Below are 18206 nucleotides of genomic sequence, written 5' to 3' on the forward strand. Positions count from 1 at the left end.
ATGGACCTGTCTCAGTCTTTTGCCGACGGCGAGCAGCTGCTTCCGCTGACCGGGGCTCAGGCCGGGGTGTGGTTCGCGCAGGCCGTCGAACCCGACAGCCCGATCTTCCGCGCGGCGGAGTACCTGGAGATCCACGGGACCCTGGACGCCGAGCTCTTCGAGCGGGCGCTGCGGCGGATGACCGCGGAGGCGGACGCCCTCCACATCCGGTTCGTCGACACCGAGGACGGCCCCCGCCAGGTGATCGGCGCCGAGCCCGCGTGGACCCTGCGCACCGTCGACGTCTCCGGCGAGGACGACCCCCGCCGCGCCGCCGAGGAGTGGATGGGCCGCGACCTGCGCCGCCGCATCGACCTGACCGGCTCCCCGCTGTTCACCTACGCGCTCTTCAAGGCCGCCGAGGACCGCTGGTTCTGGTACCACGCCTACCACCACATCCTGCTCGACGGAGTCGGCGCCGCCCTCCTGGTCCGCCGCGTCGCCGACGTCTACACCACGCTCGCCGCCGGCGACGACCCCGGGGCCACGCCGTTCGCCTCCGTCCGCACCCTCCTCGCCGAGGACGCCGACTACCGCGCCTCCCAGGACCTCGCCGACGACCGCGAGTTCTGGCGCGGCCAGTACGCCGACCAGCCCGAGCCGGTCGCCCTCTCCACCCGCCCGCTGAAGCCCTCCGCCGACTTCGTCCGGCGCAGCGCCCACCTGCCCGAGGACGTCCAGGCGGACCTCGTCCGCGCGGCGGAGCAGGCCGGCACCGCCCGCTCCCGCGTCGTCATCGCCGCCACCGTCGCCTACATGCACCGCATGACCGGCCTCACCGACGTCGTGCTCGGCCTGCCGGTCACCGCCCGGCCGGGGCCCAAGTCCCGCACCGCGCCGGGCATGGCCGCCAACGTGGTCCCCCTGCGCGTCGCCGTCGACGACGCCACCACCGTCGGCGAGCTCCTGGAGCGCACCCGGGTCGCCCTGCGCGGCCTCGTCGCCCACCAGCGCTACCGCGGCGAGGAGCTGCGCCGCGACCTCGGCCTGCCCAACGACCACCGCCGCTTCTTCGGCCCGCTGCTCAACGTCGTCCCCTTCGACTACGACCTGCGCTTCGCCGGACTGCGCGCCGACGCGCACAACATGTCGCTGCGGCTCATCGAGGACCTCGCCGTCTCCGTCTACGACCGGGGCGACGGCGGCGGCATCCGCGTCGACTTCGACGCCCACCCCGAGCTGTACGCCCCCGCCGAACTGGCCGCCCACCAGGACCGCTACCTGCGGTTCGTCGGCCGGATCGCCCGCGCGCTCGACGAGCCCGGCACGCCGCTCGGCCGGATCGGGCTCCTCGACGACGACGAACTCGCCGCGGCCGTCGCCCTCCCCGCCGCGCAGGACGGAGTCGCCGAAGGCCCCACGCTCGCCGCGCTCTTCGAGCGCCAGGTCCTCGCGTCGCCCACCGCGCCCGCCCTCGCTTTCGAGGACACCGTCCTCGACTACGCCGAACTGAACCGGCGCGCCAACCGGCTCGCCCGGCTCCTCGCCGCCCGCGGCGTCGGGCCCGAGGACCGGGTGGCGCTGCTGCTGCCGCGCTCGGCCGAGTTCGTCGTCGCGATCCTCGCCGTGGTCAAGGCGGGAGCCGCGTACGTCCCCGTCGACCCGGCCTACCCCGCCGCCCGCATCGCGCACATCCTCGACGACGCCGCCCCCGTCCGCGTCCTCGTGGACGCCACCACCGCCGCCGTCGCCGAGGCCGCCGGGCGGGCCCCGCTCGCCCTCGACGACCCGGCCCTCCACGACGAGCTGGCGTCGCTGCCCGACACCGACCTCGGCGACGCGGAGCGCACCGCCCCGCTGACCGCCGCTCACGCCGCGTACGTCATCTACACCTCCGGCTCCACCGGTCGCCCCAAGGGCGTCGTGGTCACCCACGCCGGCATCCCCGGCCTCGCCGACACCTTCATCCGGCGCCTGGGCGTCCGCCCCGGCAGCAAGGTCCTCCAGTTCGCCTCCATGGGCTTCGACGCGATGGTGCCCGAGCTGTGCATGGGCCTGCTCGCCGGCGCGACCTTCGTGCTCGCCCCGGCCGACCGGCTGCTGCCCGGCGACCCGCTGGCCGCGTTCACCCGCGAGGCCGCGATCACGCACGCGATCCTGCCGCCGTCGTCGCTGGCCGTCATGGACCCCGCGACCGACCTGCCCCCGGGCATGACCATCCTCATCGCGGGCGAGGCCGCCAGTGAGGAACTGGTGTCCCGCTGGGCGCCGGGCCGCCTCTTCGTCAACGGTTACGGGCCCACCGAGACCACCGTCTGCGCCACCATGAGCGAGGCCCTCGACGGGACCCGTACGCCCCCCATCGGCGACCCCATCGCCGACACCCGGGTGTACGTCCTCGACAGCGCGCTGCTGCCCGTGCCCCCGGGGGTCACCGGCGAGCTGTACGTCGCCGGGCCCAGCCTCGCTCGCGGCTACCTCGGCCGCTCCGCGCTGACCGCCGAGCGGTTCGTCGCCAACCCCTTCGGGCTGTCCGGCGAGCGCATGTACCGCACCGGTGACCTGGTCCGTCAACTCCTCGACGGATCCCTGGAGTTCGTCGGCCGCGCCGACGAGCAGGCCAAGATCCGCGGCTACCGCGTCGAGCCCGCCGAGGCCGAGGCCGCGCTGCTGCGCCTGCCCGCCGTGGCCCAGGCCGCCGTGACCGTGCGCAGGGACGCCGACGGCGCCCCCGCACTCGCCGGCTACGTCGTGCCCGCCGAGGCCTCCGCCGACGGCGCCGGCCTCGACCCCGCCGCCGTCCGCGAGGCCCTCGCCGAGGTCCTGCCCGGCTACCTCGTCCCCGCGACCGTCACCGTCGTCGACGCCATCCCCGTCACCCCCAACGGCAAGGTCGACCACAAGGCCCTGCCCGAGCCGGGCCCGGTCGCCACCGGCGCCGGTCGGGCTCCCCGCGGCCCGCTCGAGCACGCCCTCGCCGCCCTGTTCGCCGACGCCCTCGGCCTGGACGCCGTCCTCGCCGACGACGACTTCTTCATGCTCGGCGGCCACTCCCTCATGGCCGCCCGGATCGCGCGCCGCGTCTCCGCCGAACTCGGCCTGGACTGCGGCGTCGAGGCGGTCTTCGCCGCCCCCACGGTCCGCCGACTGGCCGGCCGCCTCCAAGGCGTCGCCGCCGAGCGCCCCGCGCTCACCCCCGTGCCGCGCGACGGCGACCTCGCCCTCTCCTACGCCCAGCAGCGCCTGTGGTTCCTCGACCAGCTCGAAGGCCCCAGCGCCGCGTACAACATCCCGCTCGTCCTCACCCTCGACGGCCCGCTGGACCGGGAGGCCCTCACCGCCGCCCTCGGTGACCTCACCGACCGCCACGAGATCCTGCGCACGGTCTACCGCGAGACCGACGGCGTCGCCGCCCAGCACATCCTGCCCGCCGGCGCCGCGCCCGAGCTCAGCGTGCGCACCACCGACGACCGGACCCTCGACGAGGAACTGTCCGAAGCCGTCTCCCACCGCTTCGACCTCGCCGGCGAACCCCCGCTGCGGGCCACCCTGTTCGCCCTCGCGCCCGACCGGCACGTCCTGCTGATCCTGCTCCACCACATCGCCGCCGACGCGGGCTCCCTCGGCCCCCTCCTCGGCGATCTCGCCGAGGCCTACACCGCCCGCCGCGACGGACGCGCCCCCGAACAGGCCCCGCTCACCGTCCAGTACGCCGACTACGCGGCCTGGCAGCGCCGCGCCCTCGGCGACGAGAACGACCCCGACAGCGCCGCCGCCCGCCAGATCGCCTTCTGGAAGCGGCAGCTCGACGGCCTGCCCGACCACCTCGACCTGCCCGCCGACCACCCCCGGCAGGCCACCTCGGCCGCCCCCGCGGACCTGGTCACGCTCGACCTCGACGCGAGCGCCCACCGCCGCCTCGCGGAACTCGCCCGCGCCACCGGCACCAGCACCTTCATGGTCGTCCAGGCCCTCGTCGCCACGCTGCTGACCCGGCACGGCGCGGGCGCCGACCTCGCCATCGGCACGCCGGTCACCGGCCGTCCGGAGGACTCCCTCGACTCCCTCGTCGGCTTCTTCACCAACACCCTCGTGCTGCGCACCGACACCTCAGGCGACCCCACCTTCGCCGAGCTCCTGGCACGCGTCCGGCAGAGCAACCTCGACGCCTACGCCCACCAGGAACTCCCCTTCGAGCGCCTGGTCGAGGTGCTCAACCCGGCCCGCTCCACCTCCCACCACCCGCTGTTCCAGGTCATGATCTCCATGGACAGCTCGGAGCGCTCGCTGCCCGCCGCCGACGGGCTCACGCTCGGCCTGGTCGACGTGCCCACCGGCGCCGCCAAGTTCGACCTGTCGTTCAACGTCCGCGAGCACCGCGCCCCGGGCGGCGACGAGGCCGGCCTGCTCGTCGCCCTGGAGTTCCGCTCCGATCTCTTCGACCGCACCACCGCGGAAGCCTTCCTGGCCCGCTTCGCCCGCCTCGCCGAAGCCGCCGTGACCGACCCCGGAGCCCGCATCGGCAGCGCCCCGATCCTGTCGGACCAGGAGGTCCACCGGCTCCTCGTCGAGTGGAACGAGACCGCCGCTCCCGAGACGATGACCGACGTCGTCGCTCGCGTCCGCGCCGTCGCCGCCCGGCACCCCGACGCCGTCGCCGTCACCGACGACCACGGCGACCTCACGTACGCCGCCCTCATGGACCGCGTCGACCATCTCGCCGCCCGACTGCGCGCCCGCGGCGCCCAGGAGGACACCGTCGTCGCCGTCCTCGCCGACCGGGGCGCCGCCGCGATCACCGCCTTCCTCGGCATCCAGGCCGCCTCCGCCGCCTACCTCCCGCTGGACACCCGCGCCCCGCACGAGCGGTCCGCGTCCCTGCTCGCCGACGCCTCGGCCGCCTTGCTGCTCACCGGACCAGGACACGAGGACACGGCCGCCGCCGTCGTCGCCGGCACCGGGACACAGGCCCTGCCGGTGGACGACCCGGCCGACGACGCCCCCGCCGTCGCCGCGACCGTGCCGGCCGGTGCGCAGCTCGCGTACGTCATCTTCACCTCCGGCTCCACCGGCCGCCCCAAGGGCGCGATGGTGCACCACCGGGGCATGAACAACCACCTGCTCGCCAAGGTCGACGACCTCGCCCTGACCGACGCCGACGCCGTCGTCCAGAACGCCCCCCTCACCTTCGACGTCTCCGTCTGGCAGATGATCGCCCCGCTGCTCACCGGCGGCCGCGTCCTCGCCGTGAACCAGCTCCTGGCCGCCGACCCGCTGGGCCTGTTCCGGCTCGTCGGCCACGACGGCGTCACCGTCCTCGAAGTCGTCCCCTCCCTGCTGCGCGCCGCCCTGGACACCTGGGACGAGGGCGCCGAGGTCCCCGCCCTGCCCGCCCTGCGCCGGCTCGTCGTCACCGGCGAGGAGCTCCCCGCCGACCTGTGCCGCCGCTGGTTCGCCCGCTTCCCCGGCGTCCCGATGATGAACGCGTACGGACCCACCGAGTGCTCCGACGACGTCACCCACGCCGTCATCACCCCCGACACCCTCGACGAGCGGCGGGTCACCGCCCCCATCGGCCGCGCCGTGCGCAACACCGCCCTGTACGTCCTCAGCGACGAACTGGAGCTGGTCCCGCCCGGCGTCCCCGGTGATCTGTACGTGGCCGGCATCGGCGTCGGCCGCGGCTACCTCGGCGACCCCGACCGCACCGCCGCCGCGTTCGTCGGCGACCCGTTCGCCGACGACGGCAGCGTCATGTACCGCACCGGCGACCTCGTCCGCCACCGCCCCGACGGCCAGCTGGAGTTCATCGGCCGCCGCGACGCCCAGGTGAAGATCCGCGGCCAGCGCATCGAACTGGGCGAGGTCGAGGCCCACCTGCGCGCCCAGGAGGGCGTCACCGACGCCGCCGCGGCGGTCGTCCCCGGCCCCGGCGGACACCGCCACCTGGTCGGCTACGTCGTCGGCGCCGACGACGTCCGCCGCGTCCGCGAGGCGCTCGCCGCCGCACTGCCCGAACACCTCGTGCCCGCCGTGCTCGTCGCCCTGCCCGCCATGCCGCTCACCCCGAACGGCAAGACCGACCGCAAGGCGCTGCCCGCCCCGGACTTCACCGCCGTCGAGCGCCGCGCCCCGCGCACCCCGCAGGAGGAGATCCTCTGCGGCGTCTTCGCCGAGATGCTCGGCCTCGACCGGGTCGGCGTCGACGACGACTTCTTCGCCCTCGGCGGCCACTCGCTCCTCGCCACCCGCCTGATCGCCCGGATTCGTACGGCCCTCGACACGGACCTGGAGGTCGCCGCGCTCTTCGAGTCGCCGACTGTTGCCGGCCTGGCCGCCCGGCTCGCCTCCGCCGGACCCGCCCGCGGCGGCGCGGCCCGCCGCGTACGCCCCGACGTGCTGCCGCTCTCGTACGCCCAGCGCGGCCTATGGTTCCTCAACCGGATGAACCCGGCCGACGGCACCTACAACATCCCCCTGGTGCTGCGGCTCTCCGGCCCGCTCGACCACGACGCCCTGCGCCGCGCCCTCGCCGAGGTCGCCGACCGGCACGAGAGCCTGCGCACCGTCTTCCCCGAGACCGACGGCGTCCCCCGCCAGGTCGTCCTCGACCCCGAGCAGGCGCGCCCCCGACTCGATGTCGTCGACGCCGCCGGACGCGACGCCGACGCCCTCGTCGCCGAGGCGGTCGGCCGCGGCTTCGACGTCACCCGCGAGGCCCCGCTGCGCGCCCGCCTCGTCGTCGTCGACTCCGAGACGCACGTCCTCGTCGTCGTCGTGCACCACATCGCCGGCGACGGCTGGTCCACCGCGCCCCTCGCCCGCGACCTCAGCGTCGCCTACGCCGCCGCCCTCGAAGGCCGGGCCCCGGCCTGGACCCCGCTGCCCGTGCAGTACGCCGACCACACGCTGTGGCAGCGCGACCGGCTCGGCGAGGAGACCGACCCCGACAGCGTCATCTCCGGCCAGATCGCGTACTGGAAGGAGGCCCTCGCCGGCCTCCCCGAGGAACTCGCGCTCCCCACCGACCGGCCCCGCCCCGCGCTGCCCAGTCACCGCGGCGGCCTGGTTCCCTTCAACCTCGGCCCCGAGACGCACCGCGCCCTGCTGCGCCTCGCCCGCGCCCACGGCGTGACCTCCTTCATGGTGCTGCACGCCGCGCTCGCCGCACTCCTCACCCGCCTCGGCGCCGGCGCCGACATCCCCATCGGCGGCTCGGTCGTCGGCCGCACCGACGAGGCCCTGGACGACGTCGTCGGATTCTTCGTCAACTCCCTGGTGCTGCGCACCGACACCTCCGGCGACCCCACCTTCGCCGAGCTCCTGGAGCGCACCCGCACGGCCGACATCGCCGCCTTCGCCCACCAGGACCTGCCGTTCGAGCGGCTCGTCGAGGCGCTCAACCCGCGCCGCTCCCTCAACCGCCACCCGCTGTTCCAGATCAAGCTCGTCCTGCAGAACCTCGACCGCCCCGAGGTCGACTTCCCCGGCCTGCACGCCGACGTCGCCCGGATCGACCCCGACATGGCCAAGTTCGACCTGCTCTTCTCCGTCGCCGAGCGGTACGACGAGCACGGCGAACCGCAGGGCGTCGAAGCGGCGGCCGGCTACTCCGCCGACCTGTTCGACCGCGCCACCGTCGAGGCGCTCGCCGGCCGGTTCGTCCGGCTCCTCGAATCCGCCCTCGGCGACCCCGACCGCCCGATCGGCCGGCTCGCCGTGATGGACGGCAGCGAGCGGCACGACGTGCTCGTCACCCGCAACAACACGGCCCACGCGACCCCCGACGCCACCCTCCCGCAGCTCTTCGAGGCCCAGGCCGCCCGCACCCCGGACGCCCCGGCCCTCGTCTGCGGCGCCGAGCAGCTCCGCTACGCCGGACTCAACGAGCGCGCGAACCGCCTGGCACACCTCCTGCTGGAGCACGGCGCCGGCCAGGACACGCTGGTCGCCCTCGCCCTGCCCCGCTCGGCCGCCTCCGTCGAGGCGATGCTCGCCGTCGGCAAGGCGGGCGCCGCCTACCTGCCGCTCGACCCCGAGCACCCCGGCGAGCGCGTCACCCGGCTGCTCGCCGACGCCCGCCCCGCCCTCCTGCTCACCGCCGCCGCGACCCTGGAGGCCGCCCCGCACCTGGCCGACGCCGGCGCCCGGGTCCTCGTCCTGGACGCCCCCGACGTCGCCGACGCGCTCACCCGCGCCCGTACCGACAACCCGGCCGACGGCGACCGCACCGCCCCCGTCACCCCCCTCGACGCCGCCTACGTCGTCTACACCTCCGGCTCCACCGGCGCCCCCAAGGGCGTCGTCGTCGACCAGCGGGCCCTCGTGGACTACGTGGTGCGCTGCGCCGCCGAGTACCCCGGTCTGAGCGGGCGCACCCTGCTCCACTCGCCGCTCTCCTTCGACCTGGGCCTCACCACCCTGTACGGCACGCTGCTCGCCGGCGGCTGCCTGTACGTCGGCGACCTCGACGAGACCCTCGACGTCCCCGGCGGCCTCACCTTCCTCAAGGCCACCCCCAGCCACCTGCCCATCCTCGACACGCTGCCCGACGAACTCTCGCCGACCATCGAGCTGATGACGGGCGGCGAGGCCCTGCACGCCGAGCAGCTCGCCGCCTGGCGCGCCCGGCACCCGCAGGTCGCCGTCGTCAACCACTACGGCCCCACCGAGACCACCGTCGGCGTCCTCGACCACCGCGTCCCGGCCGGCGCCCCGCTGTCCGCCGGACCGGTCCCGCTCGGCCGCCCGATGTGGAACACCCGCGCCTACGTCCTCGACGGAGCCCTGCTGCCCGTCCCCGACGGCGTCGTCGGCGAGCTGTACATCGCCGGCACCGGCCTCGCCCGCGGCTACCTCGGCCGCCCCGGCGGCACCGCCGAACGCTTCGTCGCCGACCCGTTCGGCCCGCCCGGCTCCCGCATGTACCGCACCGGCGACCGGGTCCGCTGGAACTCCGCCGGAGTCCTGGAGTACGTCGGCCGCGCCGACCACCAGGTCAAGGTCCGCGGCTTCCGCATCGAGCTCGGCGAGGTCGAGGCCGCCCTGCTGTCCGCCCCCGGCGTCCGCCAGGCCCTGCCGCTGGTCCGCGAGGACCAGCAGGACGACAAGCGGCTCACTGCCTACGTCGTCCCCGCCGCCGGCGCGCAGCTCGTGCCCGACCGCGTCCGCGAACACGTCGCCGGCCGGCTGCCCGAGTACATGACGCCCACCGCCGTGGTCGTCCTCGACGAACTCCCGCTCACCGCCAACGGCAAGGTCGACCGGGCCGCGCTGCCCGCCCCCGAGAACCTCGGCGGCCCGGTGACCCGCACCCCGCGCACCCCGGAGGAGGAGATCCTCGCCGGCCTGTTCGCCGACGTGCTCGGCGTCGCCCGCGTCGGCGTCGACGACGACTTCTTCGCCCTCGGCGGCCACTCCCTGCTCGCCATGCGCCTGCTCAGCCGGATCGCCTCCACCCTCGGCGTACGCGTCGGCGTCAAGGCGCTCTTCGACGCCCCGACCGTCGCCGGCGTCGCCGCCCGCCTCACCGCCCCCGGCGAGACGCGCCCCGCGCTCGTCCCCGCCGACCGCGGCGAGCGCGTCCCGCTGTCCTTCGCCCAGACCCGGCTGTGGTTCCTCAACCGGCTCGAAGGACCCAACGCCACCTACAACGTCCCCCTGGTGATCCGCCTCTCCGGCGCGCTCGACCGGGCCGCCCTGCGCGCCGCGCTCCGCGACGTCACCGACCGCCACGAGAGCCTGCGCACCGTTTTCCCCGAGACCGACGGCGTACCCAGCCAGCACGTCCTCGGCCCGGTCGAGGGCGCCGCCGTCCTGGAGGAACGCCACGTCGCCGCCGAGGAGCTCCCGCGGGCGATCACCGACACCGTCCTTGGCGGCTTCGACCTGACCGTCCAGCCGCCGCTGCGGGCCCGCCTGCTCGCCACGGACGCCCCCGACGCCGCCGTGCTCGTCCTCGTCACCCACCACATCGCCAGCGACGGCTGGTCGCTCACCCCGCTCCTCGCCGACCTGTCCCGCGCCTACACGGCCCGCACCCGCGGCGCCGCCCCCGACTGGCAGCCGCTGCCCGTCCAGTACGCCGACTTCACCCTGTGGCAGCGGACCGTCATGGGCGACGAGAACGACCCGGAGAGCCAGCTCACGCGGCAGCTCGCCCACTGGAAGGCCGCCCTCGACGGCCTCCCCGAGGAACTCGACCTGCCCACCGACCGGCCCCGCCCCGACGTCGCCACCTACCGCGGCGCCAACGTGCCCCTGGAGCTCGGCGCCGAGACCCACGCGGCGCTCGCTGCGCTCGCCCGCGCCCACGGCGTCAGCCTCTTCATGGTGCTCCAGGCCGGACTGGCCGCCCTGCTCACCCGGCTCGGCGCCGGCGACGACGTCCCGATCGGCACGCCCATCGCGGGCCGCACCGACGACGCCCTCGACGACCTGGTCGGCTTCTTCGTCAACACCCTGGTCCTGCGCACCGACACGGCCGGCGACCCGACCTTCCGTGAACTGCTCGCCCGGGTCCGGGAGACCGACCTCGCCGCGTACACCCACCAGGACCTGCCGTTCGAGCGGCTGGTGGAGGAGCTCAACCCGGTCCGGTCCCTGGCCCGTCACCCGCTGTTCCAGGTCATGCTGATCCTGCACAACACCGGACGCCCCGAGCTCGACCTGCCCGGACTCCGGGTCCAGGTCGAGGGCGCGGACGCCCCCGTCGCCAAGTTCGACCTGTCCGTCAGCCTCTGGGAGCGGCACACCGACGACGGCGTCGCGGACGGTGTCCTCGGCCAGATCGAGTACGCCCTCGACCTGTTCGACCGGTCCACCGCCGAAGCGCTCGCCGCCCGCCTCCAGCGGCTCCTGACCGCCGCCGCCGGCGACCCCGAGCTGCCGCTCAGCGGCCTCGCGGTCCTCGACGACGAGGAACTCCACGACCTCCTCGTCGTCCGCAACGACACCGACCACCAGCGGCCCGAGGCGTCCCTGCCGGAGCTGTTCCGCCGGCAGGCCGAGCGGACTCCCGACGCCGTCGCCCTCGTCCGGGGCGACCTCGCCCTGACCTACGCCGAGCTCGACGAGCGCTCCGACCGGCTCGCCCGCGCCCTCGTCGAGCACGGCGCCCGCCCCGAGGACCGGGTCGCGCTGCTCCTCGCCGACCGGGCCGCCCACGTCGTGGCGACCCTGGCCGTCGCCAAGGCCGGCACCGTCTACGTCCCGCTGGACCTCCGCAGCCCCGAGGCCCGCACCCGCCAGATCCTGGACGGCACCGCGGCCGTCCTGGTCCTCGCCGACGCGGCCACCGCAGCCCGCGTCCCCGACAGTGCCGCGCCCGTGCTCCTCGTCGACGACGGACTCCCGCCGGCCGACGCGCCCGGCGCCGAACTGCCCGTCACCCGCCCCGACCAGCTCGCGTACGTCATGTACACCTCCGGCTCGACCGGCGAGCCGAAGGGCGTCGCCGTCACCCACCGCAACGTCGCCGGGCTCGCCCGCGACCGCTACTGGGGACACGGCGCCGACGACCGGGTGCTGATGCACTCGCCGCCGTCCTTCGACGCCTCCACGTACGAGCTCTGGGGCCCCCTCCTCAGCGGCGCCCGGATCGTCGCCTCCGACGGCGACGCCACCGACATCGCCTCCCTCGCCGCCACCATGACCCGGCACCGCGTCACCGTCGGCCTGTTCAGCGAGGGCGTGTTCCGGCTGCTCGCCGAGAACCACGCGGACGCCTTCCGCGACCTGCGCGACATCTACGTCGGCGGCGACACCGCCTCGGCGACCGCCGTCCGCAAGGTCCTGGAGCAGACCGCGGGCGCCCGGCTCACCAACAGCTACGGCCCCACCGAGACGACCCTGTGCGTGGTCCACCACGCCCTCACCGACGAGGACGTCGCCCGCAACTCCTTCCCCATCGGCCGCCCGCTCGACAACACCCGCGTCTACGTCCTCGACGACCGCATGCGGCCGGTCCCGGACGGCGTCACCGGCGAACTGTACGTCGCCGGCGAGGGCCTGGCCCGTGGCTACGTCGGCCGCCCCGGCCTCACCGCCGAACGGTTCGTCGCCGACCCCTTCGGCGCCCCGGGCTCCCGGATGTACCGCACCGGCGACCGGGTCCGCTGGCGCGCCGACGGCGCGCTGGAGTTCGCCGGCCGCGCCGACGCCCAGGTCAAGGTCCGCGGCTTCCGCATCGAGCTCGGAGAGGTCGAGGCCGCGGTCGCCGCCCACCCGGCCGTCGCCCAGACCGTCGTCGTCGTCCGCGAGGACCGGCCCGGCGACAAGCGCCTGGTCGCCTACCTCGTCCCGGCGACCGGCGCCGCGCTCGACACCGACGCCCTGCGCACCCACGTCGCGGCCCTGCTGCCCGACTACATGACGCCCGCCGCGTTCGTCGAGCTGCCGGCGCTGCCCCTCACCCGCACCGGCAAGCTGGACCGCAAGGCGCTGCCCGCACCGGACTACGCGGGCGGCGGCGGACGCGCCCCGCGCAACGAGCGCGAGCAGCTGCTGTGCGCGCTCTTCGCCGACCTGCTCGGCGTGGCCGAAGTCGCCGTCGACGACAACTTCTTCGCCATGGGCGGCGACAGCATCGTCTCCATCCAGCTCGTCAGCCGCGCTCGGGAGGCCGGGCTCGTCCTCACCCCGCGCGACATCTTCCAGCACCAGACCGTCGAGGCCCTCGCCCTGGCCGCGACCGCCCCGGAGACCGACGCCACGACGGCGCCGGACGACGGCACCGGAACCGTGCCCGCCACCCCGATCATGGAGTGGCTGCGCGGCCTCGGCGGCCCCGTCGAAGGCTTCAACCAGTCCGTCCTGCTGCGCACCGGCGCCGACCTCGGCGAACGCGCCCTCGTCTCCGCCGTGCAGGCCGTCCTCGACGGACACGACCTGCTCCGCGCCCGCCTCGACCGAACCGGTGACGGCCCCTGGACCCTGGACGTCCCGCCGGCCGGCAAGACCGACGCCGCCGACGTCGTCCGCCGGGTCGACATCAGCGCCGTCCCCGACGACGCCCTCGCCCCGCTCCTCACCGAGCAGGCCGAGACCGCGCGCCGGGCACTCGACCCCGACCGGGGCGTCATGCTCCAGGCCGTCTGGTTCGACGCCGGCCCGGAACGCCCCGGACGGCTCCTGCTCCTCGCACACCACCTCGTCGTCGACGGCGTCTCCTGGCGCATCCTCGTCCCCGAGCTCATGAGCTGCTGGGCCGACGCGGAGGCCGGCCGCGAGCCCGCCGTCGAACCCGCCCGCACCTCCTTCCGCACCTGGGCCCGCCGGCTCGCCGACCGCGCCCTCACCGGCGCCGTCGAGGCCGAACTCCCGCTGTGGGAACGGATGACCGCGCAGGCGGACCCGCGCCTCGCCGACCGGCCCCTCGACCCGGCGGTGGACACCCACGCCACCACCCGCCGGCGGGCCCGGACCCTCCCGGCGGACCGCACCGAGGCCCTGCTCACCGCCGTGCCCGCGGCCACCGGCGCCGGCCCCGACGAGATCCTGCTCACCGGCCTCGCGCTGGCACTCGCCGAATGGCGCCGCGTCCGCGGACGCGGCGCCCATGGCGGCACCGTCCTGCTCGACGTGGAGGGCCACGGCCGCGCAGACGACGACGGCGCCGAACTCTCCCGCACCGTCGGCTGGTTCACCGCCATGCACCCGCTGCGCCTCGACCCGGGCGTCAAGTGGCACGAGGCCAGGGGCGGCGCCCCGGGCGCAGGAGAGGCGCTGCGCCGGGTGACCGGCCAGATCCGTGCGGTCCCCGCCAAGGGCGCCGCGTACGGCCTGCTCCGCCACCTCAACCCGCGCACCGCGGACCTCCTCCGTGGCGGGGCCGCACCGCAGATCGGCTTCAACTACCTGGGCCGCGTCCGCACCGACCACTCCACCGGCCCCGCCGACTGGGGCGCGGCGCCCGAGGACGTGCGCATCGCCCCGACGGACCCGGACCTGCCGTTCGCCCACAGCCTGGAGGTGAACGCGGTCACCCACGACCGGCCCTCGGGACCCGAGTTGACCGTGACGTGGACGTGGCCCGGCGGCCTCTTCGACGACCCCGACATCGACGACCTCACCAGTCTCTGGTTCGAGGCCCTCGACGCCCTCACGCGGTACAGCACCGCACACGCCGCCCCCGACGGGGGCGCCACCCGCAGTCTGACGACATCCGACCTCTCCCTGGTGGACCTGGACCAGGACGAGATCGACGAGCTCGAGGCCGACCTGGCCGACCTGGAGGATCTGACGTGACGCACACCAGCCGACCGGCCCGCAAGCCGTCCGGACTCGAGGGCGTCCTGCCCCTGTCCCCCCTGCAGGAAGGCCTCCTGTTCCACTCCCTGCTCGACGACGGCGCAGGCCCCGACGTCTACGCCGTCCAGCTCGCCGTCGACCTGGAGGGGCCGCTCGACGCGGACCGCCTCAAGAACGCGATGACCGCGCTGCTCCGCCGCCACGCCAACCTGCGGGCCGGATTCCGCTCCGTACGGTCCGGAAAGCCGGTGCAGTTCATCCTCCGCGAGGTCGAACTGCCCTGGCGCGAGGCGGACCTCACCCACCTGCCCGCCGACGAGCGGGAGGCCGAGCTCGGCCGGCTCGCCGACCAAGACCGCGCCGAGCGCTTCGACCTGGCCCAGCCGCCGCTGATCCGCTGCCTGCTGATCCGCCGCGAGGACGCGCTGCACCGGCTGGTCGTCACCAACCACCACATCCTGCTCGACGGCTGGTCCATGCCGGTCGTCCTGCGCGAGCTGTTCACCGTCTACGAGCAGGGCGAGAGCGCCCTGCCGCCGGTCACCCCGTACAAGAACTACCTCCAGTGGCTGGCCGCCCAGGACCGCACCGAGACCGAGCAGGTCTGGCGGCGCACCCTCACCGGCGTCGAGGAGGGCACCCGCCTCGCCCCGGCCGGCGCCGGCCGCGAGGCCCGCATGCCGGAGCGCGTCGAGACCCTGCTCCCCGCCGACCTCGGCGACGGCATCGCGGAGCTCGCCGCCTCCGGCGCGGTGACCCTCAACACCGTCGTCCAGCTCGCCTGGGCCGTCGTCCTGGGCCGCCTGACCGGCCGCGACGACGTCGTGTTCGGCACCACCGTGGCCGGCCGCCCGGCCGAGGTCCCCGGCGTCGAGTCCATGGTCGGCCTCTTCATCAACACCGTCCCGGTCCGGGTCGCGCTCGACGAGGACGAGCCGTGGTCGAAGGCGCTCGCGCGCGTGCAGAACGAGCAGTCCGACCTGGGCCCGCACCAGCACCTCGGCCTCGCCGAGATCCAGGCGCTCGCCGGCGCAGGCGAACTCTTCGACACCACCGTGCTGGTGGAGAACTACCCCGTGGACCCGGCCGCCGAGGGCGCCCGACTGGAATCCGGCCTGCGCCTCGTCGGCGCCAAGGGCCGCGACGCCACCCACTACCCGCTGACCCTCGTCGTCTCCCGGACGGCGGCCGGCGTGCAGGTCCGCATCGACTACCGCCCCGACCTCTTCGACCGGGCGGAGGCGGACCGAATCCTTCGACGACTGGAGCGTGTGCTGCGTGCGGCGGTCATGGACGCGGACCGGCCTGTGGGTGCGGTCGATGTGCTGGAAGGCCCTGAGCGTGATCGGTTGCTGAGTGGTTGGAACGCGTCGGGTGCCGTGGTGCCGGTGGGTGTGGTGCCGGTGTGGTTCGCGGAGCGTGTTGCGTTGGCTCCGGGTGATCTTGCGGTGGTGTGTGGTGATGTGCGTGTGTCGTATGGGGAGTTGTGGTCGCGTGCGGTGGGTGTGGCGAATGAGCTGACGCGTGTGGGTGTGGGTCGTGGTTCGGTGGTGGCGTTGGCGGTGCCGCGTTCGGTGGATGCGGTGGTGGCGATGCTGGGTGTGGGTCTGGCCGGTGGAGCGTTTTTGCCGGTGGACTTGGACTTCCCGGCCGACCGGATCGCCTACATCCTCGCCGACGCTTCTCCCTCGGTGATCCTCTCGACCCATGGCACCGCGGACCGGCTGCCCGACGACACCGGCGTTCCGGTGCTGCTCCTCGACACCGTCGAGCCCGCTGCGGAGTTGGCGGTGGAGTGCGGGGTGTCGGCGTCGGATGCGGCGTATGTGCTGTACACGTCGGGTTCGACGGGTCGTCCGAAGGGTGTGGTGGTGCCGCATGGCGCGCTGACGAACTTCCTGTGGTCGATGGGTTCTCAGGTGGGTCTGTCGGCGGGGGAGAAGTGGTTGGCGGTGACGACCTTCGGGTTCGACATCTCGCTGCTGGAGGTGTTCCTGCCGCTGGTGTCGGGCGCGGTCGTGGTGGTCGCGGATCGTGATGTGGTGCGTGATCCGGTGGCGCTCGGCCGGCTGGTGCGGGCCGAGGGCGTGTCGGTGATGCAGGCGACGCCGAGTCTCTGGCGTGCGCTGACCGAGGTCGACCCGGAGGCCGCCGAGGGTCTGCGGATCCTGGTCGGCGGTGAGGCGTTGGACGCTCAGCTTGCGGGCGTGCTCGCGGAGACGGGTGCGTCGGTGTGGAACATGTACGGGCCGACGGAGACCACGATCTGGTCGACGAGCGCCCTGCTGACCGGGGACGGTCGTACGCCGATCGGAGGACCGATCGCGAACACGCAGGTGTACGTGTTGGACGGGCGTCTGCGACTGGTGCCGCCGGGTGTGGCCGGTGAGTTGTACATCGCCGGCGAGGGCGTGGCTCGTGGCTACCTGGGCCGTCCGGGTCTGACGTCGGAGCGGTTCGTGACGGACCCGTTCGGTGAGCCGGGTTCCCGGATGTACCGCACGGGCGACCTGGTCCGCTGGACCGACGCGGGCGCGCTGGAGTTCGTCGGCCGCGTCGACGATCAGGTGAAGGTCCGGGGCTACCGGATCGAGCTCGGCGAGGTCGAAACCGCCCTGTCGAAGGTGGACGGCGTCGCCCGCGCGGTCGCCATGGTCCGTGAGGACTCCCCGAACGACCACCGTCTCGTCGGTTACGTCGTTCCGGCGGACGGAACGGCCCTGGATGCGGAGACGGTTCGCCGCGCGGTCGCCGACGTGCTGCCGGAGTACATGGTCCCGTCGGCTGTGGTCGTTTTGGAGTCGGTGCCGCTGACGCCGAACGGCAAGACGGACCGCAAGGCGCTGCCCGCCCCTGCGGCCTCGGGAGTGGTTCGGCGTGAGGCGCGGACGGCGCAGGAGGACATCCTGTGCGGTCTGTTCGCGGAGATCCTGGGCCTGTCCCGGGTCGGGATCGACGACAGTTTCTTCGACCTCGGCGGTCACTCGCTCCTGGCGACCCGCCTCGTCTCCCGGATCCGCTCGGTCCTCGGCGTCGAACTGCCCGTCCGCGCCCTGTTCGAGACCCCCACCGTCGCCGCCCTCGCCCGTCACCTCGACGGCGGCGGCGCCGCGGCCGCCCGTACCGCGCTCGTCCCGCAGCGGCGGCCGGCCGAGATCCCGCTCTCGTACGCCCAGCGCCGGCTGTGGTTCATCAACCAGCTGGACACCGAGAGCCCGCTCTACAACATCTCCCTGGGCCTGCGTCTGCACGGCCCGCTGGACGCCCTCGCGCTGGAGGCCGCGCTCGCCGACGTGGTCACCCGCCACGAGTCCCTGCGGACGGTCTTCCCCGCGCCCGACGGCACGCCCACGCAGGTCGTCCTCGACGCCGAGACCGTCGCGGGCCGGGTCCTGCGTACCGCCGACGTGACGGAGGACGAGGTCGCCGCGCACGTCGCCGAGACGGTTCGTCAGGGGTTCGACCTGGCCGTGCAGACGCCGCTGCGCGCCCGGCTGCTCAGCCTCGGGCCGGACGAGCACGTCCTCGTGCTGGTGCTGCACCACATCGCCGGCGACGCCTGGTCCATGCGGCCGCTCGCCCGCGACCTGGGCGACGCCTATGCCGCCCGGTGCGAGGGCGCCGCGCCGCAGTGGGCGCCGCTGCCGGTCCAGTACGCGGACTACGCCCTGTGGCAGCGCGAGGTGCTCGGCGACGAGTCCGACCCGGACAGCGAGATCGCCCGCCAGCTCGCCCACTGGACGCAGACCCTCGCGGGCCTCCCCGACGAGCTGACCCTGCCCACCGACCGGCCCCGCCCCGACGCCTCCTCGCACCGGGGCGAGCGGATCCGCTTCGAGCTGGACGCCGCGCTGCACCGGCAGCTGCTGACCCTTGCCCGGGAGTCCGGCACCAGCCTGTTCATGGTCCTCCAGGCGGCGCTTGCCAGCCTGCTGACCCGCCTCGGCGCGGGCACGGACATCCCGATCGGCACACCG

General features: G+C 74.7%; 2 protein-coding genes (1 of these 2 only partly in view). Both read left to right on the top strand.

Going from position 1 to position 18206, the window contains the following annotated elements; genetic code table 11:
* Nucleotides 1-14226: an amino acid adenylation domain-containing protein gene (locus ACFV9D_RS10715; protein ID WP_385143879.1), complete on the top strand. Its 14226-nt coding sequence runs from the start codon at nt 1-3 to the stop codon at nt 14224-14226.
* Nucleotides 14223-18206: the 5' portion of a non-ribosomal peptide synthase/polyketide synthase gene (locus ACFV9D_RS10720; RefSeq protein WP_385143881.1), read on the top strand. It continues 14220 nt past the right edge of the window; 3984 of the gene's 18204 nt are visible here — the first part of the coding sequence; it begins with the start codon at nt 14223-14225; the stop codon falls past the right edge of the window. The genes ACFV9D_RS10715 and ACFV9D_RS10720 overlap by 4 nt, the downstream gene beginning before the upstream one ends.

The sequence above is a fragment of the Streptomyces sp. NPDC059875 genome (assembly GCF_042731085.1).
In the GTDB taxonomy this organism is placed as follows: Bacteria; Actinomycetota; Actinomycetes; order Streptomycetales; family Streptomycetaceae; genus Streptomyces.